General features: G+C 26.5%; 18 protein-coding genes. All 18 read right to left on the bottom strand.

What is annotated here, in order from left to right; all coding sequences use genetic code 11:
• Nucleotides 1–4: 4 nt before the first annotated feature.
• Nucleotides 5–415: a flagellar basal body rod protein FlgB gene (gene flgB / locus BR69_RS0115055; protein ID WP_027633920.1), complete on the bottom strand. Its 411-nt coding sequence runs from the start codon at nucleotides 413–415 to the stop codon at nucleotides 5–7.
• A 1014-nt stretch (nucleotides 416–1429) separates the two neighbouring features.
• Nucleotides 1430–2284 (bottom strand): flagellin N-terminal helical domain-containing protein, encoded by an 855-nt coding sequence (locus BR69_RS0115045; RefSeq protein ID WP_027633919.1) that lies wholly within the window; start codon nucleotides 2282–2284, stop codon nucleotides 1430–1432.
• A 567-nt stretch (nucleotides 2285–2851) separates the two neighbouring features.
• Complete coding sequence (locus BR69_RS0115040; protein ID WP_027633918.1) at nucleotides 2852–3421, bottom strand: acyltransferase; 570 nt, start codon at nucleotides 3419–3421, stop codon at nucleotides 2852–2854.
• Between the two features lie 218 nt (nucleotides 3422–3639).
• Complete coding sequence (locus BR69_RS0115035; RefSeq protein ID WP_027633917.1) at nucleotides 3640–4713, bottom strand: DegT/DnrJ/EryC1/StrS family aminotransferase; 1074 nt, start codon at nucleotides 4711–4713, stop codon at nucleotides 3640–3642.
• Nucleotides 4714–4825: 112 nt separating this feature from the next.
• Nucleotides 4826–6910, bottom strand: a complete 2085-nt coding sequence (locus tag BR69_RS0115030) for a glycosyltransferase (RefSeq protein WP_027633916.1) — start codon at nucleotides 6908–6910, stop codon at nucleotides 4826–4828.
• 222 nt (nucleotides 6911–7132) lie between these two features.
• A complete protein-coding gene (locus BR69_RS0115025; RefSeq protein WP_027633915.1) occupies nucleotides 7133–7492 on the bottom strand; it encodes a DUF8042 domain-containing protein in 360 nt (119 codons plus the stop codon).
• A gap of 281 nt (nucleotides 7493–7773) precedes the next feature.
• A complete protein-coding gene (locus BR69_RS0115020; RefSeq protein ID WP_027633914.1) occupies nucleotides 7774–9792 on the bottom strand; it encodes a sulfatase-like hydrolase/transferase in 2019 nt (672 codons plus the stop codon).
• 487 nt (nucleotides 9793–10279) lie between these two features.
• The gene (locus BR69_RS0115015; protein ID WP_027633913.1) at nucleotides 10280–11527 is read right to left on the bottom strand and encodes a motility associated factor glycosyltransferase family protein; all 1248 of its coding nucleotides are present in this window, start codon (nucleotides 11525–11527) and stop codon (nucleotides 10280–10282) included.
• Between the two features lie 73 nt (nucleotides 11528–11600).
• Nucleotides 11601–12701 (bottom strand): LegC family aminotransferase, encoded by a 1101-nt coding sequence (locus tag BR69_RS0115010; protein WP_027633912.1) that lies wholly within the window; start codon nucleotides 12699–12701, stop codon nucleotides 11601–11603.
• A 24-nt stretch (nucleotides 12702–12725) separates the two neighbouring features.
• The gene (locus BR69_RS0115005; protein WP_027633911.1) at nucleotides 12726–13718 is read right to left on the bottom strand and encodes an NAD-dependent 4,6-dehydratase LegB; all 993 of its coding nucleotides are present in this window, start codon (nucleotides 13716–13718) and stop codon (nucleotides 12726–12728) included.
• 21 nt (nucleotides 13719–13739) lie between these two features.
• Entirely contained in the window at nucleotides 13740–14387 is a 648-nt protein-coding gene (locus BR69_RS0115000; protein ID WP_027633910.1) for an acetyltransferase, read from the bottom strand.
• Between the two features lie 18 nt (nucleotides 14388–14405).
• Entirely contained in the window at nucleotides 14406–15557 is a 1152-nt protein-coding gene (gene neuC, locus BR69_RS0114995; RefSeq protein WP_027633909.1) for a UDP-N-acetylglucosamine 2-epimerase, read from the bottom strand.
• Nucleotides 15558–15561: 4 nt separating this feature from the next.
• Entirely contained in the window at nucleotides 15562–16593 is a 1032-nt protein-coding gene (gene neuB, locus BR69_RS0114990) for an N-acetylneuraminate synthase (protein ID WP_027633908.1), read from the bottom strand.
• On the bottom strand, nucleotides 16590–17294 hold the full coding sequence (locus BR69_RS0114985; protein WP_027633907.1) for an acylneuraminate cytidylyltransferase family protein: 705 nt from the start codon (nucleotides 17292–17294) through the stop codon (nucleotides 16590–16592). Before BR69_RS0114985 ends, neuB begins: the two co-directional genes overlap by 4 nt.
• Before the next feature lies 1 nt (nucleotide 17295).
• Nucleotides 17296–18372 carry a nucleotidyltransferase family protein gene (locus BR69_RS0114980; RefSeq protein ID WP_242840702.1) on the bottom strand — a complete coding sequence of 359 codons (1077 nt, stop codon included), beginning with the start codon at nucleotides 18370–18372 and terminating at the stop codon, nucleotides 17296–17298.
• A 16-nt stretch (nucleotides 18373–18388) separates the two neighbouring features.
• A complete protein-coding gene (locus BR69_RS0114975; protein ID WP_027633905.1) occupies nucleotides 18389–20137 on the bottom strand; it encodes a motility associated factor glycosyltransferase family protein in 1749 nt (582 codons plus the stop codon).
• A 4-nt stretch (nucleotides 20138–20141) separates the two neighbouring features.
• Nucleotides 20142–21887, bottom strand: coding sequence for a motility associated factor glycosyltransferase family protein (locus tag BR69_RS0114970; protein WP_027633904.1), 1746 nt, complete (start codon nucleotides 21885–21887; stop codon nucleotides 20142–20144).
• 125 nt (nucleotides 21888–22012) lie between these two features.
• Nucleotides 22013–22831 carry a flagellin N-terminal helical domain-containing protein gene (locus tag BR69_RS0114965; protein ID WP_027633903.1) on the bottom strand — a complete coding sequence of 273 codons (819 nt, stop codon included), beginning with the start codon at nucleotides 22829–22831 and terminating at the stop codon, nucleotides 22013–22015.
• Nucleotides 22832–22853: the final 22 nt, after the last annotated feature.

The raw sequence follows: 22853 nt of genomic DNA, 5'->3' as shown, positions 1-22853 counted from the left end.
TTCACTACCTCCCACCAGATGTTACTACATACCTTGTAGAATTAATTCTATTATTATAATTAGTTATAAGAGTGTTATATAAAAGAGTATTTGCCGCTTGATTTACTTTTTCTACATCTAAATCTACATTATTCCCATCGCTTCTCATACTTGATGACTTGTCCTCTGTAACCTTAACTCCATTTTCAAAGTCATTATCTTTTATATGTTTTTTATGAGTTCTCCTAAGATTTAATCCTTTTTCTTCATTCTTTAAGGTTTCTTCAAAAACCACATCAAATCTCTTATAATCTTTTGTATTAACATTAGCTATATTATTAGCTATGGTTTTCCCTCTTATAGAGGTGGCATTAAGATCCTTCTTTATAAGATCATAAACCTTTCTATCTAAAGAAGTTCCTTCTCCTATTTTCATTTACTCAACTCCTTATCCAGTAAGTTAAATCTGAAGATTCTCCAAATTTAAAACAATTTTCCTTTTATTCTATGTTTTAATAGCTAAAACTATTAATTCCATCTATTTTTTTAAATCATATGTAAATACTACCAAATATATATTATATTATAAGACAATTCCCAATGATTTTCTAGTCTATTTTTTAATTTTAATTATTTTTTTATTTAACTTTATGTTTTTCGTCTTTTTATCACCATATACCACTCCTTTTTTTTGAATATAATCCATTATTTAAACAATAGCTCCTATATCCTTTTAGCCCATTCGACATTTTTCTTGTTTTATTCCAAATTTTACAGTTGTTTTTATTATTCCAAATTAACTTTTTGTATAGTATTTATGCGAATATGAATTACTTTATAATTTAAATCATCCTTACCCTGACTCAATAAATTTATTTTAAACTTAAATCTATTATAACCAATTAAGAGTTGTGCCCAATTATATTTTGCCCTAAAAAAAATACTCCCAGAGCTTATGCAAAATATTTTTTAATTCTTATTAAAATACTCTTATTTAATTTTAATACATATGGCTTATTTATTGTTGTTTCATATGATTTTTTAACAATTTCTTAATCCATATTTTATCATGTATAAAACAAGACCTTTCATAATTACTTTTTTAAAAATCTTATAATTTTTATTAATTTTTATTAATTAAATTAATAAACTTTTGGTATTTACTACCTTCCCTGCTTAATAATAATAATTATTATTAAATAATTCATTAAACTTTCATTCATTTTTTATTCATAATAATGACATTATAATACATATTGTTTCAATATATAAACTTCTATTGAATAATATAAATTATTTATAGCATTATATTCCATATTTTAATGTATATTGTAATAATAAAAAGCCTTGGATTATCTCCAAGGCTTTTTTATATCCCTTATTAAATTAACCTTAAATGTATTAGTAAATATATTTAAGGTTAATTTATGTTGATGCCATATAGTAGCTTTTATTTTACTCTTTCTAAAATTCTAAGTACATCCTGAGGAAAATTATTAGTTTGTGCCATCATAGCATTTCCAGCTTCTATTAATAAACTATGCTTTGAAAGTTCCATGATTTCAAATCCCATATCTGCATCTCTTATAGAAGACTCTGCCTTTTCAAGGGTAAGTCCCATATCTCCTGCACTATCAAAAGCTGTTTCAAGTCTATTGCATAAAGCCCCGTATTGTCCCCTAGCATCTATAATCATATTTATAGATGCATCTATAACACTTAAAGCTTCGTCTATATTACCTTTACTTATATCTAAATCTTTTAAAGATTTACCACTAGTATCCTTTAAGTTTTCAGGAGAAAGATTGAAAAATGGTATATTTATCTCTTCTCCACTATTAGCCCCTGCAAGCATAGAAACTAAGGTAGGATTATTATTATCCTTTGTAGTATCTTCTTTTAAATACTTAACACCATTAAACTCAGAACCATCTACTACATTACCTATACCTTCTATCATCTGATTTATTTCATTTTGTATAACTTCCCTATCACCATCATCACCAACTCCACCTGCCTGAATTGTAAGCTCTTTAATCCTATTTAAATATCCATTTATAGTACTTAAAGATGAATCTGCACTTTGAAGCATAGATACTCCATCCTGAACATTTCTTTGTGCCATTTGAAGTCCTCTTATCTGTATTCTCATAAGCTCACTTTTTCCTAAAGCGTTAGGATTATCTCCTGCCCCATTAATCTTCTGACCAGTAGAAGCTCTGTTAAATATCTTTGATTGCTTTTCTAAATTACTAGAATAATTTCTATAAACATTTAAAGAAGCTATGTTATGAGCTATCCTCATTTACTTCCCCTCCTTTATTATTTTTCCTTTTATTCCTCACTAACAATTGTAATAGTTACTATAAATTAAGTTCCATTTTATATTCCATCATTTACTTTTCATATCAATGATATACTGTAATAATTATAATTTATTTTCCTAAATTTATTATTGCTATTATTAATAATAAGAATTTCTTAATTTTCCATAGAAACTTAATCATAATTTATATATTTATAATTCCTGTAATTAATCAGTATCTCTTCTATATTTCACTGACTCTTACCTTATTTCTAATATATCGTTATAATATTTTCTTACTTTATGATAAATTATAGACTTAATGCTTTTACTCTACAATAGATACTCATTTTGTAAAAATTAAAAACCATGGACAAATAACAAAATACATTCCTTTATATCCATAGATTTAAAGGAAACTCAAAGTTTAATCCTTCCTTACATTACATATAAGGAAGGAAATCTATTTTCTGTAGGTTTTAAAACTTAACTTTTACTTTAAATTTAAGTCTTCCATAGACTTTATAACTTTTATATTAAGGTATTATTTATTCTTGCCCTTAACCCTTAGATAGGGATATTTACTCCTAGAAACTTCTTTTCTAGGTCTAAAAGTTTTCTACTCCTATCCTTTATTTTCTTTGCAGGTATTCCTACATATATGCTCCATGAAAGTAAATCTTTATTTATAAGAGCCATAGACCCAACAGAAGTTCCTTCCCCTACTTTAACACCTGGAAGTACAATTGCCCCCGCCCCTATTAAGGAATGTTTCTTAAATACCACTTTTCCTTTTATAATATTTTTATACTCCATAGGAATATTAGGGTTGGTTAAAACTTCTCCACCATAATCATCTGTTACTGCATAGACTATGGACCTAGCTGAGAGTCCAACAAAATCCTCAAATATAACACCAGCATCCCCACCATAAATTCCACAGAATGCTGCTATATGCACATAGTCTCCTATTAATATACTTCCTGAAAGTATGGTAAAATCATCAATTCTACAATTATTCCCCAATTCTATATTTTCTGCACCATAGATGCTTGTCTTTCTACTTAAAAGAATATTTTTTCCTAAGGATTTAAAACCTATTTTTTTAAGCTCCTCTTCACTATAAAAACTATTCATAAATCTATTCCCCCTTCCTGTAATTACCTAAACTATTAAATTTACTAAAATCTATAATATTTCTTTAAACTACCCCTTCTATAGGATTTTTAGAGTAAATCTACCCTATTCATTAATTTTTTTATTACTTTATCAATATATAGAAATTAACTTTTGAGCTTAAAATCCTTTGATTATATTTTTGATGAAATTTAAACTTATTATCTATTACCCTACTTTTAAATAGACTCTATGTCCCATATAATCTCATCTACAACCTTCATATCCAAAGAATCATATAGTGGAAGACAGAAAACTCTTTTTGATACATCTTCTGAAATAATCATTTTTTCATATTTTAAATACTCTAAGGTATTAAGGCTGGGATAAAAATATCTACGTCCATTTATTCCTTTTTCTTTTAAAATCCTCTGAAGCTTTAATAAAGCCTCTTCTGTTTTAAATAATACAGGAAAATAGGAATAATTAAGGCTTCCCTTAGGATTTCTTTCTTGAAGAGTAACTTTATTACTACTTCTTAACTTTTCATAGTATCTATGGTACACTCTTTTCCTTTTACTATTAATTTCCTCATATTCATCTAGTACGCAAAGCCCCATGGCACTTTGAAACTCATTAATTTTACAATTTACCCCTAATGTTTTAATACTATCCACTCCCGCTATGCCAAAGTTTATCATAAGTTTAGCTCTTTCATAAACTTCATCATCCCTTATTACAAGAGCTCCACCCTCTATGGTATGAAAAATTTTTGTAGCATGAAAACTTAATGTAGATATATCTCCAAAGCTTAAAATACTCTCTTCATTAAACTTACCATTAAAACAATGAGATGCATCATATATAACTTTTAAATTGTTTTTACTAGCTATACTTTGAATTTCTTCTATCTCACAAGGATTTCCAAACACATGAACAGGAACTATTGCACTAATATTTTTATTTATAGATCTTTCTATATTATCTATATTTATATTTAAAGTATCTTTATCTATATCTACAAATTTGGGTTTTATCCCTTCCCATACCATAGAACTTGTTGTTGCTACAAAAGAGAATGGAGATGTTATCGCTTCCCCCTTAACACCTAAAACTTTATATGCTATTTGAAGAGCTAAAGTTCCATTTGAGACTAAAAGAAGATTTTTAACGCCTAAAAATTCTTCTAATCTTTCTTGAAGCTCTAAGGTAAGCTCCCCATTATTAGTTACCCAACCCTTTTTATATATTCTATCTATCTTTTCTAGAAGCTTTTCCTTAGAAGGTAGATAAGTCTTAGTTACATTAATCATAACTTTCCTCCTAAATAAAATCAGTCTCTTTATTCTTATTCTTTATCCCAATAGATAGTACCAATTATCTATATAGAATCATGAAATTCTATATCTAAAAAAACAAATACTATTACTCTTTTAAAAACATGAGTAAATCCTCTCTTTTATTAAACCCAAATAATTTTTCCTCATTACTTTTAAATAGTTCATCACTAATATATATGTCTTTTTTTAATCCACTACTCTCTATCCTTTTAAAAAAGTCTTTTCCATATATTCTTACATGATCCTCTTGTCCAAACTCTAAAAGCCTTTTTAAAGGATCCTTTATCTTATTATCTTCATAGGATACTTCTATATCTTCTGAATAAGGTGTTTGAAGAATTGCTCGTCCACCTTTTTTAAGAACACGACTAATCTCCTTTAAGGCTTTAATATCATCCTCTATGTGCTCTAGCACATGGTTACATATTATAAAATCAAAATATTCATCCTCATAGGGAATATTAGTTATATCCATATTAATCATTCCAGGATAAATAGGATTTAAGTCTCCACATACATACTCATCTAAATTAGAATCATTTAAATAAGACCTAATATAAACTTCTGGTGCAATATGAAGAACTTTTTTACCTTCCATATATTTTTTAACTAAATCAAGCTTATAAATATATAAAAGTAAATGCCTTTCTCTATCATGACATCTACAATGTGGACAACTATGATTTATAACATCACTACCGATTATATTAAAACTTTCAACCTTTTGAGTTATCACTCCACCAAAGGGGTTAAAATTACTAACTCTATTAGAACAATTTATACAAAACTTTTCCTTAAAACTCAATAATCCACTGTAAAACATATCTAGGTAAAGTTCTTTCCATTCTATTCTTCCTAGTTTTTCTAAATTTATATTATGGGTGTTTTGCTCTGAATGATATCTAAAATAACTTAATGTGTCACCTATATAATACCCATTTCCTTCTATTAAAAAATTAATACAAGAAGCTAGGTCTCCATTACTTATATATTTATTATTATTAAAATTAAATAATCTATCTTTTAAACTCTTTTTAAATAAGAATACACTTGGTTCTCCTAAAAAATTACACTTTGAGTCTATTAATAAATCTCCTATGTTGTCTCTAGTTATTAACGTATCCTCATTAAAGGCTTTAAAAATATGATTTGGTCCACTTAAGAACTCTCCATTACTATTAATTATTCCTCTTTGAGATGTTACAAAAGAGATATCTTTTCTATCTTTAATTATTCCTACCATCTTTTCTATTTTATCTAGCCTAAATACATCATCATGAAATAAAAAGCTTAAATATTCTCCTTTTGCAAGGCTTGGCAAACTTAAAGTATTGCTTAATCCAAAGTCATTAGAGGGGTCATGTTTCACATAGGTTATAAAGTTATATTTATCTAAATAGGGATTAATAAAATTTTTAACCTCTTCTGTTGTACTATCATCACTTAGGATAATTTCTATATTAGGATAAGTTTGATCTATGGCACTTTGTAATGCAGTTTTTAAATATTTAGTCTGATTATAGGTTGGAATTAATATAGATACTAATGGGTATTCACTTTCCATAGAATTTCTTCTTATAAACTCTAGTTTTTCTTCCCTAGATAGAATTATACTTTCCTCATTAAATATACAACTAGGTTCTTTTAAAAATAATAGTCCTACTTTTTTATTTCCACCCTTAGCCTTTCTTATATTATCTAACATATATAAAGGCTCATATAAATTTTTTAATATATAATCCCCTCTCACAAAAACTATGGAATCATATATAAAATTTATGTCCTCTGATGGAGGGTTTGAAAATAATGTTAGGGAGTTATTTAGATATCCATAGTAATTTCCGTAAATCTTCTTTATATTTAATGTATCCAAATTAATATATGAACCCTTCACTCCACATATATATAAATCTTCCCTTTTATTAAATTCATTAATAATTTCAACAAAAAACTCCTTATCTACTATAAATACTTCTTCACTTATAAATAAATGTATATCTTTATTATCAAAGAATATTCTACTTTCGTATAATTCCCTTAAATATTCTATAGAACCTTTTAGAATTCTAATAGAATATCCGTATGGTATTTTAAGCTTATTAATGTATGCAATCATCTCATCTATATTATTCTTTTTATCTTCTTTTAAAAATATAGTTATATTACTCATATCGATCTCCTTAATATAAATAATAAAATTAATATATATTTTATTAATATTCTATACAAGCAACTTAGTTCACATCAATATCCCTATTCAATAGAAAAATTTAACTCAATGTAATAATTTAATATATTTACATCCTTTAAATATATTAATTACTTATAAAATAAAATAGAGGTATCATCTCAAAATTTATTTTGAGATGATACCTCTAAATATACCTTTAGATTATAATGTATCATAAACTTTTTCTTTTATTTCTTCTAACATTGGTATTATTTCATATTCTAATAGATCTCCTAAAAGAACATAATCTTCATTTTCTAAGGACTCTACCATTTCCTGAGCTAAATTGTTAATCCCACTAAGATCAACTTTTTCTTTTAAAATGTCATTTACCCCACCTACAGCTTCACATACAATTTGTAGAGCCTCAGCTATATTGGCCGTATATTTTAACCCTTCACTTATATTATCCTCTCTAAAAAACTCTGAAACAGTATTGACATCCTGAATTAAGGCATCTAAATATTCCTTTAAAGTCTCAATAGTTTCAAACTTCATATCTTTTATCTCACTGCTAGTCATTATTAACTCCCCTTTACTTTAACTTATTAAATATATATTTTACTTTATTTATAACCTTATTAACACAATATTTTCATATATCATATGAAGATATAAAAGTAATGTAATTATTCTATGATAAAACTAATTTATATTGGCATATAAGCCTTTATCATATTCCAAGAAATTATTCATGTTTAACTCTTTGAATAAAATAATTATATTATTCATTTATCGTAATATAATTTAATTTCTTTAATAAAAAAGCCGTGTATACTTAAATACTATACACGACTTTCTTCCTATATGAGTACATAATCTTTTATATGATTATATACTATTTCAACATACTTTGTAACTTTTTCATTAAACTTAATTGTTTCATCCTGGTTTGTTATTTTGTTTATTAATTTTATTTCATAATCCCTTATATCAATTCTTCCATCTTCAGTACACATATTCTTGCTGTAAAAAAAGAACTTATGCATATTATCATTTATAGCGGCAGTATAAGGACTTCCTGGGAAAATACTTTCTGTATATGTATAATCTCTTTCTTTATCTCCACCAAACCATTTTGGAATGTTAGAATCATTCATCTCATAATCTTTAGCTCCTACTGAATTAAGAATTATAGGAAATAAATCAAGACCCTGTATGAACTCATGACAAATTCCCTTTGGTATATTTTTTCCTCTTAACATCATAGCAACATTACTTCTCTCTTCATCTAAAAATTCCTCTGATTTCACTAGATACCCTTGTCCATGGTCTGAGATTAAGCTAACTATAAACTCATCTTCTTTATAATTTTTCTTAACATAATTAAGTAATAGTCCTATATATGTATCTAGTCTATGTATTTGTGTTCTATATCTATTAATTTTAGATGTACTAAATACTTTCCTAACACTAGTTTCATTAGATTTATCAAATACTCTATCTTTAATAGAAGTATTTATTTGTGTACTTATTCTTGTTTCAAACTCATCTGCTATATCGTGTAAATCAGGTATACATAACCAAATAAAATTATTTTTCTCTTTAAATGCTTCTATGTGCTCTATTGTCTCATTTATTACTTCATCACAATGCATTCCTCTTATAGATGCTTGATACAAAGTTCTTCCCATTCCTTTAACATATCCAGATGAAGGTGTACTACGCCAGTCCCCATCTATTTTAGCACAAAAATAGCCTTCTTTTTCAAATACTTCTGTAAACATCTTATAATCCTTAAGATTATCAGTACCGTATCTCGGATGATAAACTCTATGATTTTTAGTAAACATACCTGTAAAAAAACTAGCTAAACTTACATATGTCCATTCACCCGATGAATGACAGTTCTCTACTATAGTACCATTTTTAAAAAATTCATATGTATTAGGCATTAGTTTTTCTAAATTGTTCTCCTTTAAGAATTTATAAGCTAAACCATCTACAAATATATTTAAAATAAGTTTAGGCTTACTTTTATCACAATCCATTTCTATAATATCACCTAATATAAAATCTTTTTCTGAATTCAACTCTACCATACTATTTTTTTCTACTGGATAATAGTAAAATCTATTGGGTAATAATTTATTTAACTGAAAACTACCTTTTTCATTTATTTTAAAATCTATTTTTTGTTTGTCATTTAAAATCATAATTGGAAAAATACTCTTATGATTTGTTATGGCTTTATAATTCTTAGTGATTTTAGCTGGTAATGTCTCAGTTTTCACCATATCTATTTGTCCATTATTTAAACTAATATCAATGCCATCTCTTTCTTTAAAATAATAATCATACACTCCAACTCCATAAGTTCTATGGTTATCTATACTCATTAAGTTATTTTCTACATAAGTTATACTATTGTTTTTTAGTGGAAAGTTTTTATTTATATTATAAAATATATTCATTACACTTTCTTTAACTTCATTAAAATTTAATTTACCTATATTAGCGCTTCCCCAAGATTTAACCATATCATTAACAAGTTCTGACTTAGTCTCATCTAAAGCACTAGATTTTAGTAAATAATATAAGGCTTCTTTATAGTTTTTAAGTTTATCATTAAGTAATCCTAAATTATAATTTATATCTGAATTATATTCAAATTTATGATAGATATTCATTAACATATCTATAGCTTCTTTATAATTACCCTTAAAAAACATTAATATTGATTTTATATTATAATATTCTACATCCTTTATACCATAGTTATCATATATATCAATTAATTCTTCAGCCCTATGTAAATCTCCATTCTCTAAAGCTTTCTGTAATTCATTTTTTATTTCGATTATTTTTTCTATTTCTTTCATAAATACTTAACTCCTTGAATTATAAACTTATAATTTCTTTTAAAATTACAGTTAAAAATATACTTTGTTTATTGTTAAAATGTATTTTATATCTAAACTTATATAATACACTACTAACTTTATCGACTTTTTATATGATTTTATTAATATTCCTTAACTAATTTTTTAATCAACCTAACAAACTATATCAATAATAAATAAAAGCTAGTAACCAAACTAGCTTTTATTTATTAACTAAAAATCTATCTAATAATCTACTGTGTAAACCATATAATTTAAAGTAACCTCATTCACTTAAATATCCATAAAATTTTTACTTTTCATAAATGACTAAATTAAGATATTTAAACTTATAGTCTTCAAATATTATATATAAATTTCGAATGATAATAAATACTTATAGTTTTTCCTACCATTTGATAACATTTCTGATGCTATTAGTTACAAATATCTTAGGATTTTTTATTAATTTTATCTAAATCTACTGCTATATTAAATACTCTAATATTTTATGAATTTCAATATTATTACAGCCTATTATATTTGCACCTCTTCCAGTATTAATAAACTCTATATTAGAGTTTATTACAATTGTTCTCTCAATCCATTTTTTTATATCTAAATAAAACTTACTTGTGTATATATAATTTCCTAAAACATCTTGTGTAACAAAGTCATTATCAGATTTCACATAAATATGTTCTTCTCCATTTATAGTATTATCACTATGAACTTTATTGTCTACATAAGCTAAATCTTGACCTATAAAAAATATTCTTTTAGGATTAGCCTTAATTGCAATGCTTAGTGCTGCTGTAGCAACAGAATTAGTACATTCTATCACTATATTATTATCTTTTATGTAGTTATAATAAATATATTTAGGACCATTGTACTCTTTAGCCGCTCTATGAGAAGCACTATAAGCCATTAGTAATGGTATTTTAGAGTCTTTTATTTTTTCTAATTGTTTATAAATTATTTCTAAAGGATCTAAAATGCAAACTGCATTAGGATTAACCCCCTGATTTTTTAAGGTTCCAACAGCCGTTCCAACAGCTATTATAAAATTATTTTTACTCTTAGTTATTTCTTTTAAATACGTAGTACACTCATTTAAGGATGGTCCTGCGGCTACTATAAAAATATTTTCATAGTTTTTCATATAAGCATTATAAAACTCATTTATACTTTTCATATTGAGACTTTCATTATTAATAATATTGTATTCTAACTCTCTTTTAAATTTTGTATTTGTTATTCTTTGTGCTTCAAAATCCATAAATATATTATATAAATCTAAATTTTCTGCTTTTAATATGTTCATATATGACTTTAGTATAAAAACTTCATCACATTGATTTAGACTTTCTTTTAAATAACTTACTAGTCTTGAATAACTTGAGGTTATTTTAAGTTTAACCCTCTCATCATCTATTACCATTTTTAAAAATTTATCTTTATATAACTTACTTTTATCAGAATCACTTAAAACATCAAAAACATATATAAAACAGTTTTCATTTTTTTTTAATATTTCATAAATATGATATCCTAGTCCTAAACCTAGTACTCCTATAGTTTTTGCATTTACTAAATTCCTAGATGATATAGTTTTTTCAGCTTCCTTTAATGGATAATATTTACTATGTATTAAGGTGTTATTTATTTTTATAGTATTTAATATTGTATTATCTATTTTTTCTTTCGTTTTCACAAATTCTATTTCTCTCATAGCACCAAAACTCCATAACTTAATTTTTGAATTAGACCAAATCTACTAACCTAAAATTAAGACTTTTAAAAAGTTATCTGTATCTTTTAATTATATCTACTATCTTTATAATGTCATCTTTCTCTAAACTTACTGAACTTGGTAAATTTATACCTTTACTGCAAAGCTCAATAGTATTGTCCATATTTCCATGCCTACATTTTTTATACATTGGCATTTCATGTATAGGCATAAAAAATGGTCTTGATTGAATTTTATTTTCCATTAATCTTAAAATAAGCTCATCTCTTGATAACCCATATTCTTCCTCAATTAATACAGAATATAACCAATATGAACCTTTTTCACACTCTTTTTCCTTATGTATTGTAACACCTTTAATATCTTTAAGCTCTGCATTATATATATTAGCATTTTTTCTCTTTATACTAACATACTCATCTAATTTTTCTAATTGTGCACATCCCATAGCGGCTAATATATTAGGCATTCTAAAATTATATCCTATCTCATCATGATAAAATCCACCATTATCTAGAACTGTCTTAGTTTGAGTAGATAAATGCTTTGCTCTTTTAGCCACACTATCATTATTAGTTACAAGCATTCCTCCTGATCCAGTTGTTATAATTTTATTACCATTAAATGAATAACATCCTATATGTCCAATAGTACCTGCATGCTTTCCTTTATATAATCCTCCTAGGTTTTCCGTAGCATCTTCTATTACATATAGATTATATTTATTTGCTATTTCCATTACTTTATCCATCTCTACTGAATTCCCATAAAGATGTACTGGTAAAATAGCCTTAGTTTTAGGTGTTATAAGTTCTTCTATTTTATTTGTATCTAACACATATGAGTTTCTACAAACATCTATGAATACTGGCTCTGCACCCACATATTTTATAGCATTTACTGGTGATATAAAAGTTAAAGATGGAACTATAACTTCATCCCCTTCCCCTATACCTAAAGTTCTCAGTCCTAATTCTAAAGCTGCTGTTCCATTCATAGTTACTACTGCTTCTTTAGCACCTACATAATCTGCAAAGTCTTTTTCGAACTTATCAACATAAGCACCTACGGAGGATACCCAATTTGTATCTAAGCATTCTTTTATGTACTTCCATTCATTTCCTTCAATTTGAGGTATACATAATGGTATCATATCATTTCCTCCTCTGTTATATATTTAAACATTGTAAATATCTGTTTTAAAATAATTTATATTATCTTTTATCCAACTTATTGTTTCTTCTAACCCTTCATCTAAACTATATCTTGGTTTCCAATCTGTTAAGCCTTTTATCTTTGTATTATTTGCCCATAACCTATTAACTTCACTATTTTCTGGTCTTAGCCTTTCTTCCTCAGTAATAATATTAATATCACTTCCTATAATCTTTGATATTTTTTTTACTAAATCCCCTATACTAATTTCAGAATTGGAACCTGAATTTATAACCTCACCTATGGTTATATCACTTTCTGCTATCTTTATAAATGCTTCAGTAGTGTCTTTAACATAATTAAAGTCTCTAGTAGGTGTTAAACTTCCAAGCTTTATATCTTTTTTACCCGATAATATTTGTGCTATTACAGTAGGTATAATTGCTCTTGCAGATTGTCTTGGACCATATGTATTAAATGGTCTTATTGTTGCAATAGGCATATTAAAACTCTTCTGAAAGCTTTCCACCATTTTATCTGCTGCTATCTTAGATGCAGAGTAAGGTGATTGTCCTTGCATTGGATGATTCTCATCTATAGGCACATATAAAGCACTACCATATGTCTCAGAAGTAGATGTATGTATCATTTTTTCTATTTCATATTCCCTACAAGCCTCTAAAACATTTGTTGTTCCTTCAACATTTGTTCTTACGTATGCCATAGGTGATAAATATGAATATGGTATTGCAATCAATGCAGCTAAATGAAATACTACATCTTGTCCTTTAATAACCCTCTTCATATTATCATATTCTCTTATATCTCCTGTAACTACATTTATACTATTCTTTATATCTTTTTGAAAAGTGTCTATCCAGCCCCAGTTATTAAAGGAGTTATATTGAACTAATGCTGTAACATTAGCTCCCATTTCTACAAGCCTTTCTGTTAAGTGACTTCCTATAAATCCTTCTGAACCCGTTACTAATACTTTTTTACCTTTTAAATCCACATCTATCACTCCTTAATTGATCTACTTGTACCTTTTAATCTTTGCAGGATTACCAAAAGCTATTACATTGTCCATATCTATATTTTTAACAACTACTGATCCGGCTCCTATTGTTACGTTGTTTCCTATCCTTACTCCATTACTAACAGTACTACCTATTCCTATATGAGTATCTACTCCTAATTCAACATTTCCACCTAAAATACACCCAGGAGATACATGACAATTAGAAGATATTCTGCAATCATGCTCTATTATGGCACCAGTATTTACTATACTATTTCTTCCTATAGTAGAATCTGGATTTATAACTGCCTTTGACATAATACATGTTCCATCTTCTATACTAGAATAGGATGATACAATAGCATCCCTATGTATTAATACTGGAAACTTAAAACCTATACTCTCCAATCTACTCATAATTACATTTCTTATATTCATATTATTTATGGCACCTACACATATAAATGCATACTCTACTCCACTATTATATAAATCTTGTAGAATAGAATCTGTTCCTATTATAGGAATATCTAAAACCTTATTCATATCTTTATTAGATTCTTTATCTAAAATACCTATAATTTCAAATTCTTTTTTTGATTTTATTAAATCTATTATTACCTTACAATGTCCCCCAGCTCCTATAAGTACTATCTTTTTCATTCTATCACCACATATAAATTAATAGGTAAGCCTCTTTTTTAATAAATTTTTAGTTATGTCTAACTCTTTTAGTTTAGAAACTATATGAAAACTAGTGTCTCCATCTCCCCAAATATTAACCTGAGATAATATTTTAAATTTAAACTCTTCATCATATAATGCCTTATTAATACCATCTATTATATCTTCTTTCTCACAAGAAACATCTATTATGTTAGAACTTCTAATTCTTCCCTTTTGTCTATCCCCAATATTCACCACCGGAATTTTGAAATAAGGAGCCTCTAAAATTCCACTAGATGAATTTCCTATCACTACATTACAATGCTTCATTATACTTAAATACCTTAATTGTCCTAAACTATAAAATAAATGTACATTTGTATATTTATCCTTAAATCCCATTAGTTTATCTACAATCTTTTTATTTCCAAAGTCTGCATTAGGATATGTAAATATTAGCTCTGCATCATACTCTTTCAATGCACTTAAAAGATTATCCATTTGAGAGTCTATATTATCTATATCTAATGTTACTGGATGATAGGTTATTAAAAAAATTCTCTTTTTAGAATTTATTTTTAGAATACTAGTTATTTCTTCTTTGTTTAATAATTCTAAATTTTTTATGTTTTCAATCCCACTTTGCCCAACATTATGTACTCTCCAAGGTTCTTCTCCCATCTTTATAATTCGTTCCTTATAATATTCTGAACCTGGAAAATGTATATGTGACATCTTGGTAATTGCATGCCTTATTTGTTCATCTATTGCTCCTTCGGTTGATTCCCCTCCATTAATATGTGCAATAGGTATATTCATCATCATAGCACATGTTGCTGCTACAAATATTTCATATCTGTCACCTAATATAAGTAACAAGTCTGGATTTAATTTTTCTATTGATGATGCCATCTGAATCATTTCAAGTCCCATAGATTTTAAAATTGCACTTTTGCTCTCTGAATTTATAATCATATCTATTTCATCATCTATCCTAAATCCATCTTTATTAATTTGACTCACAGTAAACCCATAATCACTTGCTAAATGATTTCCTGTAACAATTAATTGAAGTTGTAATTTATCATCTTGATCTATACGCTTCATTGTCCAATATAATAGACCATATTCAGCTCTTGTTCCTGTAACAACTAATATTTTTCTCACAAAATCACCTACTTATGTTATAAAAGGTTATATATTCATCTTTTTCTATATTTTCTTTGCATATTTTTCCAATAACCTCATCTATATATATAGGACTTAATCCTTCTCCTGGTCTTTTAAATGCTATATTATCATAGGAAATAACTTCACCAATTTTAATATCTTTTGCTGCTACTATACTTTTTCTTGCAACAGCTTTAGTACTTTCTTCATTTATATTACATTTTTTAATTCCACTTCCAAGAGAATTTTCAATATTTCTTATAGACTTAACCATACTTTTAAGCTCAATAGGATCTAAAGATGCTTTATGATCTGGTCCTTCCATATTTTTATCTAATGTAAAGTGCTTTTCAATAACACTTGCCCCCATTGCTACTGCTGCTATAGGAACCTCTATACCCATACTATGATCTGAATATCCCACAGTAACATTAAAAGCATTTTTTAATGTTATCATAGCATTTAGATTAATATCTATATAATCTGTTGGATAGTTAGAAGTACAATGTAGAAGTATTATTTTGTTATTACTACATTTATTTATTTCATTTATAGCGGTTTCTATCTCCCCTAAACTTGCCATACCTGTTGATAATATTATTTCCTTATTTAATTTAGCTATATATCTTAGTAAAGGCGTGTTAGTTAAATCCCCTGAACTTATTTTGTATAATGGTACATTTATTTTTTCCAGCAAATCTACACTTTCAAAATCAAACGGGGTTGATAAAAATAATATTTCCTTTTCATTACAATATGCATATAATTCTAAAAAATCCTCATGAGAAAGCTCTAATTTTTTTAGCATGTTATATTGACTTTCACTTCCAGTATTCTTTTTTTGATAATCTGCCTTCCGTGCATTTTTTGTAACTAAATTTTCTGATTTAAAGGTTTGAAACTTAATTGCATCTACTCCTGCATCTACTGCCTTATCTATTAACTTTTTAGCTAAAACTATGCTCCCGTTATGATTAACACCTGCTTCTGCTATTATGAATGTTTTTTTGTTAATAATAAAATTCTCTATCATAAATTATCTCTTCTCTCCTTCATGACAACTTCAGCAAACTTAAAATCTAAAATTGTATCAATATCAATGGATGATATATTATCCATTACATATGGAATTGTATTTTCAGTGTACCAACTTTTATTTTTAATTAATATATCAGTTTTACAAATATATATGGCTCCATTTAATTTGTATACCTTAGGTAAGTCCTGTCTTCTTGTTGCTTTGTTTTTAGAACTTATAAAATCTACTAATTTACCATTTTCTATTTCTTTTAGCCAATAAGGATTTGTTTCACTTTCACATACACTAACTATAGAATCTACATCTTCTTCAATTAGTCTTTCTATAGCCTCATCTAAGCACTTCTCATCTCTAAATGGAGAAGTACATTGCATCAAGCATATATAATCCGGAATATACTCTTGTTCACTTCTTAAGTATTCTATACAATGTAGTATTACATCTATAGTTGGAGTATCATCTTGAGCTAAATTAATAGGTCTTAAAAATGGAACTTCAGCCCCATACCTCTTACTAATTTCAGCAAATTCAATATCTTCAGTAGATACTATAGTTTTATCTATATATTTACTTTTTTTTGCAGCTTCTATAGTATATGAAATTAGAGGATTACCATTTAAATTTTTTGTATTTTTCCTATATAACCCTTTCGACCCTGCTCTAGCGGGGATTATCACTAATATTTTTTTATTCATTTTATGCCTCCGCTTCTGAACAACATACTAAATCATATATGTCATTATTTATTTTATTGTAATCCTCCATCCTTCCGATATCAATCCAATAATCATCAACCATATACTGCTTTACTTTAAGCCCTTTTTTTATACATTGTTCAAATAGTTCAGTAATCTCATAATATTGACCTTTTGGTATTAATTCTATTACATCCGGACTTAAACAATATATTCCTCCACTTATTAAAAAGTCATAATTAGGTTTTTCAATTATTGCCTCTACATCATTACCTGATGTACTTAAAACACCATATGGTACATTAATGCTTTTTTTAACTGATACAATAGTAACATCATTTTGATTTTTTTTATGAAAATCCATAATCTTATTAAAATTCACTGTACAATATATATCTCCATTTATAACAAAAAAATCTTCTTTTATCCTATTACTTGCTAATGTTATTGCCCCAGCAGTACCAAGCCTTTCTTTTTCTTTTAAGTATTCTATTGTGCATCCATAATTTGAACCATCCTGAAAATAGTTTTCTATTATTTCTGACTTATAATTAACAGATACCAAAAACTTATTAAATCCACTAACCTTAAATTGCTCTATTATATGTTGCATTATTGGTCTGTCCCCTAAGTTTAACATAGGCTTTGGTATCTCTTTTGTTAATTCTTTAAGTCTAGTTCCTAATCCCCCTGCCATTACAACAACAAAATTTTCTTTGCCTTTAGGTAGCAGTAGTTCACTTAAAGATATTGTATCTACAAGATGTCCTTTAGAATCAACTATTGGTAATTCTCTTATAGCCTTTTTTATCATAAGTTGTTTTTGTTTTTCTTTAGATGCACTCTCTTCTATTTTAATAGGAGTCTTATTCATTATACTTTCTACACAAGCATCTAAAGCTATACCCTTTATTAATCCTCTTCTTATATCTCCATCTGTCAATGTACCTAAAAGTTTATTTTTATTATCTATTACATATACGATTCCTTTAGCAGCCTGGTCAATTACTTTTAAAGAATTAATTATAGTTTCTTTCACATTTATAGTTATATTTTTTATCTTATTCAAATTTATCACCTAACTTTTAATCAATTTATTTTATAAATTTAATTTCAGAAAATAAATTTAAAATTTTATCGCAAGATTTTATTATTTCCTTGTATAGCATTTGTGATTTTTTATATATTTTTATATATTTTTTATTTGTATTATCACTTTTATCTAAAGTAAATTCTGGATCTACAGAAATTCTATGTACTATTGGATATATTTGATTATACATGAATTGGGTTTTATTTTGTGTCTCCATAATATATTCTTCTCCACTATTAAGTTGTTCAATTACCTCTTGTGAATTAGGTATATTTTTATTGTCTATAAAATGCATCTTATACTTTAAATTAACAACTAATAATTCATTACATTTCTTTTTAAGTTCTTTTATTATCTGAATTTGATCTAAAAGATATTTTTTGAAGTTATCTTCATCTTCTTTATTTTTAAATAGCTTTTTTGTTATAGATATATTAGGTTTTTCTTTATCTCCATATAACTTAATAACTTCTCTTAGAGTCTTAACCTTTGTTCCCTTTATATTAGCTCCACCTTCTGTGGCATTTATAAATACTCTATCATTATATACTTCTATTATCTTTTCAAAATCTCTTCTGAAATCATTTAAATTAACACTAGTTTTAACAGGTAATCCATTAATATCCTCTACCCACATAACCTTTCCAGATTTATCTTTAAAAATATCATTTAACTCTTTTGAAGTTAAATTTTCATACTTTTTATCAAGAGCTATATTGGCATGTAGTTTCTCATTAGTATATGCTAAATCTTGTCCTATAAATATTATAGGGTCACATCCAAAATAAAGTGCTGCTGCCGTACATGCATGTGCTACTGATCCGCCCAAACTCATAATGGGTAAGTCTTTACCTACAAGATCTTTTGTATATAAAAAATTATTATAAAATAACTTTTTTCCTTTATACTCTTCTAAAACCTTACTATTAGTTGCATCAGTACATATTAAAGGAACTTCATAATCTAAATAGTCCTTTACTAAATCATACATAGCCTCTGATCCATCTATTACACTTACGTAATCTGCAGTAACTCCTATGTTTTTCAATGGCTTAATGGTTCTTCCACCACAAAGCACTAAAAATTTATCTTTCGCACATTTTAATAAATCTATATTTTTTTCTAAGGACGGTCCTGCTGATACAATAATTGCAGGTATGCCCACATATTTATCTTTTAATTCTTCAATATCATAACTATTATATAAGGATTTTAAATTTTTAACATAGGACTCAGTCCATAGCTCCTTAAAAAATATATTAGTAAAATGATTTATAGCCTTCTTATAAAACTCTTCTCTTATAAGTGTAACAATATAATTTATTTCTTCTTTATATACTTTTTCATATCCTGGTGCAGTCAAAATTTTAAAATTAGTAAAATCAATTTCTTCTATTATATTTTCAAGAGCAAAAATAATTTTATCTTCACTTAATGAAGTTACATGTATATTATTATTTAGTTCATTATTATCTTTCACATACTCTATAAGCTCTTTATTAGGTTCTATTATAAGGCATTTATTCTTCTCTTTTAATTTAGCATCTAGCTTATTTAAATATGCTCCTGCTCCCAATCCAAATATTATACAATTAGTTGTATCTTTAATATCATCTAACTTTTGAAGCATTTTATCTATTTCTTCATTTGCTCTAAACTTACTACCTAGGTATATCCATTTATTATCCTTATTTAATTTAATGACTTCATTACCATCCTTACTTTTCTCTACAATAAAGTTACCATGCATATTATTAACTCTCTCCTTGCTCAATATATCTTATAAGCTCTATTATAGCTTTGTAATAAGCATCATAAGTTCTTATATTTCTATTACTTATTCTAATATATTTATCCAATTCCTTTTCCTTAATAGGTACTCTAAATTCTTTTCCTAATTCTATAGTTTCAAGATTATCATAAGCTACAAAATTTATAAAATTTTTTATCTCCTTAAATTTATTAATTCTAATATCTATAGAGTCTAATTCCTTAATAATTTTACAAATATCTGTATCTTTATTGTAGATATAATAATCTAAAAGTTTTTCACTTAACTTTACTCCTTTATAAGTAATATCTTTTAAATAATTTAATTCTTCTAAAATCCTTATCCCAATATTTCCCTTCTTAGTTTCTTTACTAATCTTAAGTATTTCCTCTATCTTTTTATGTTTATCTGGTACTTCAATAGAGTATTCTTTTAATGCATCAAATAAATTCATAATTTTAGTACCATGTATTCTAGCTCCACCTTCTGTTGCATTTATAAAATTAATTAATTTATTATTTATTATTAATGTTTCAAACCAATTCTTAAAGGAATTTAAAGAACTATTTGTAGGTACATACTCCTCTTTATTTCCTTCAACATAAAATATATCATTACTATTTATTTTCTGTTGTAAATTTAAAACAGATTCATCTGATGAAAGCTTAGAATGTAGTTCCATATTAGTAAATGCTAAGTCTTGTCCAGTAAATATTATATTCTTTACTCCCAAATTAACGGCAAAACTTGTAGCTAAGTGAGCTACAGAGCCTCCTTCTGGTAAAGATACATATTCTTTTTCATTAAACGTTCTTATAGTTTCTCTAAAAGCATTTAATGCTATTATTTTTTTCCCTTTGTATTCTTTTAGTAAATCTGAATTAGATTGTTCTGTACAGATTATAGGTATATTTTTTTTCATATGTTTTTTCATTAGTTTACTCATTTTGTCTATAGGATCTAATACACAAATAAAATCTGGTTCTATATTATAATATTCTAGTTCATTCATACTTCTTATAACCGAAATTATTACTACATGCTCAGTGTACTTCTTTATATTTTCTATATTTTTATGTAAAGAAGGTCCAGAGGAAACTATTATTGCTGTCTTGTCTTTAAATAAATCTTTAAAAGTTCCTACACTAATATAGTCCTCTAATTTTATAAGATTTTCAATATAATTTTTTATAATAGAATCCTTTAATAATAGGTTACTATTTCTGCTTAACTTTATATAATCTATATATTCATTTATACATGAAACAATAGCATTACATTCATTTAAGTATATTTTTTCATAGTTTGTGTAAGTACTTATATTAATAACAGGAATATAACTGTTATTAATTAAACTTTCTAACATTTCTTTTAGAATTAATTTTTCTTTATATAATATATAAGTTATATTATTTTCTTCAAGCTTATTGCATATATAATTATTATTTAAATTATAATTATATATATTTTTATCAGGTTCTATAATTATAATCTTGTTATATTCTCCTATTAAATTTATCAATTCATCAAGAAATTGTCCTAAAGATAATCCTATAATTATTATTATACTTTCACCGTCTTCTAATTTTATATTATTTATAAATCTTTTTATATTGTTAACTTCATTATATTTACTTCCTAAATAAACGAATTTGTTTTCATCTTTAACCATAAGTATATCAATATTATCATTAGAAGTTTTAATTAAATATTCCTTATCAAAAATCATAATCCACCTCAATATATATTATAATTATCGTATAAGTTTCTATTTAACTTGAATATAAAAAATAGGTTAAGTGTTTAAAACACTTAACCTATAAAAAGGAAGGGAAATCCCTTCCTTCCCAATTATTATCTTAATAATTGAAGAACTCCTTGTGGTTGTTGGTTAGCTTGAGCAAGCATAGCTTGTGCTGCTTGGCTTAATATGTTGTTCTTAGAGAAGTTCATCATTTCTTTAGCCATATCAACGTCTCTTACTCTTGATTCTGCTGCTTGTAAATTTTCTGATGCATTGTCAAGGTTAGATATAGTATGCTCTAATCTATTTTGAAGAGCTCCTAAGCTTGATCTTTGGCTAGAAACTGCTTTTATAGCAGCATTTACTGAGCTTATAGCTGATTGTGCATTATCATGTGTATCAACTGCTATCTTGTCAACTTTTAAAGATCCAGTTCCCATATTTCCTATACTTATAGATAAAGATAAATTAGCATCTTTATTTGCACCTATTTGTAATTTAGCTCCATTTAATGAACCATTTAATAAATTCTTTTCGTTGAATTGAGTAGTGCTAGCTATTCTGTCTATTTCTGTGTTTAAAGATTTTATTTCTGATGCTATAGCACTTCTATCAACAGAAACGTTAGTGTCGTTAGCTGCTTGTACTGATAACTCTCTCATTCTTTGTAGTATGTTTTGAGTTTCTCCTAATGCACCTTCTGCTGTTTGGATTAATGATATTCCATCTTGAGCATTTCTTGATGCTTGATTTAATCCTCTGATTTGTCCTCTCATCTTTTCAGATATTGAAAGACCTGCAGCGTCATCTCCTGCTCTGTTTATTCTAAGACCTGAAGATAGCTTCTCCATAGCCTTTCCAGAATTAACTGTGTTTATTCCCATATTTCTATGAGCATTCATAGCGTTCATATTGTGATTAATTATCATTGTGTTTTCCTCCTTGAATTTT

The sequence above is a fragment of the Clostridium hydrogeniformans DSM 21757 genome (genome assembly GCF_000686705.1).
Taxonomy (GTDB): Bacteria; Bacillota; Clostridia; order Clostridiales; family Clostridiaceae; genus Clostridium_Z; species Clostridium_Z hydrogeniformans.
The sequence above is the reverse complement of the archived record's forward strand: the minus strand, read 5'-3'. Positions and strand labels throughout refer to the sequence as shown.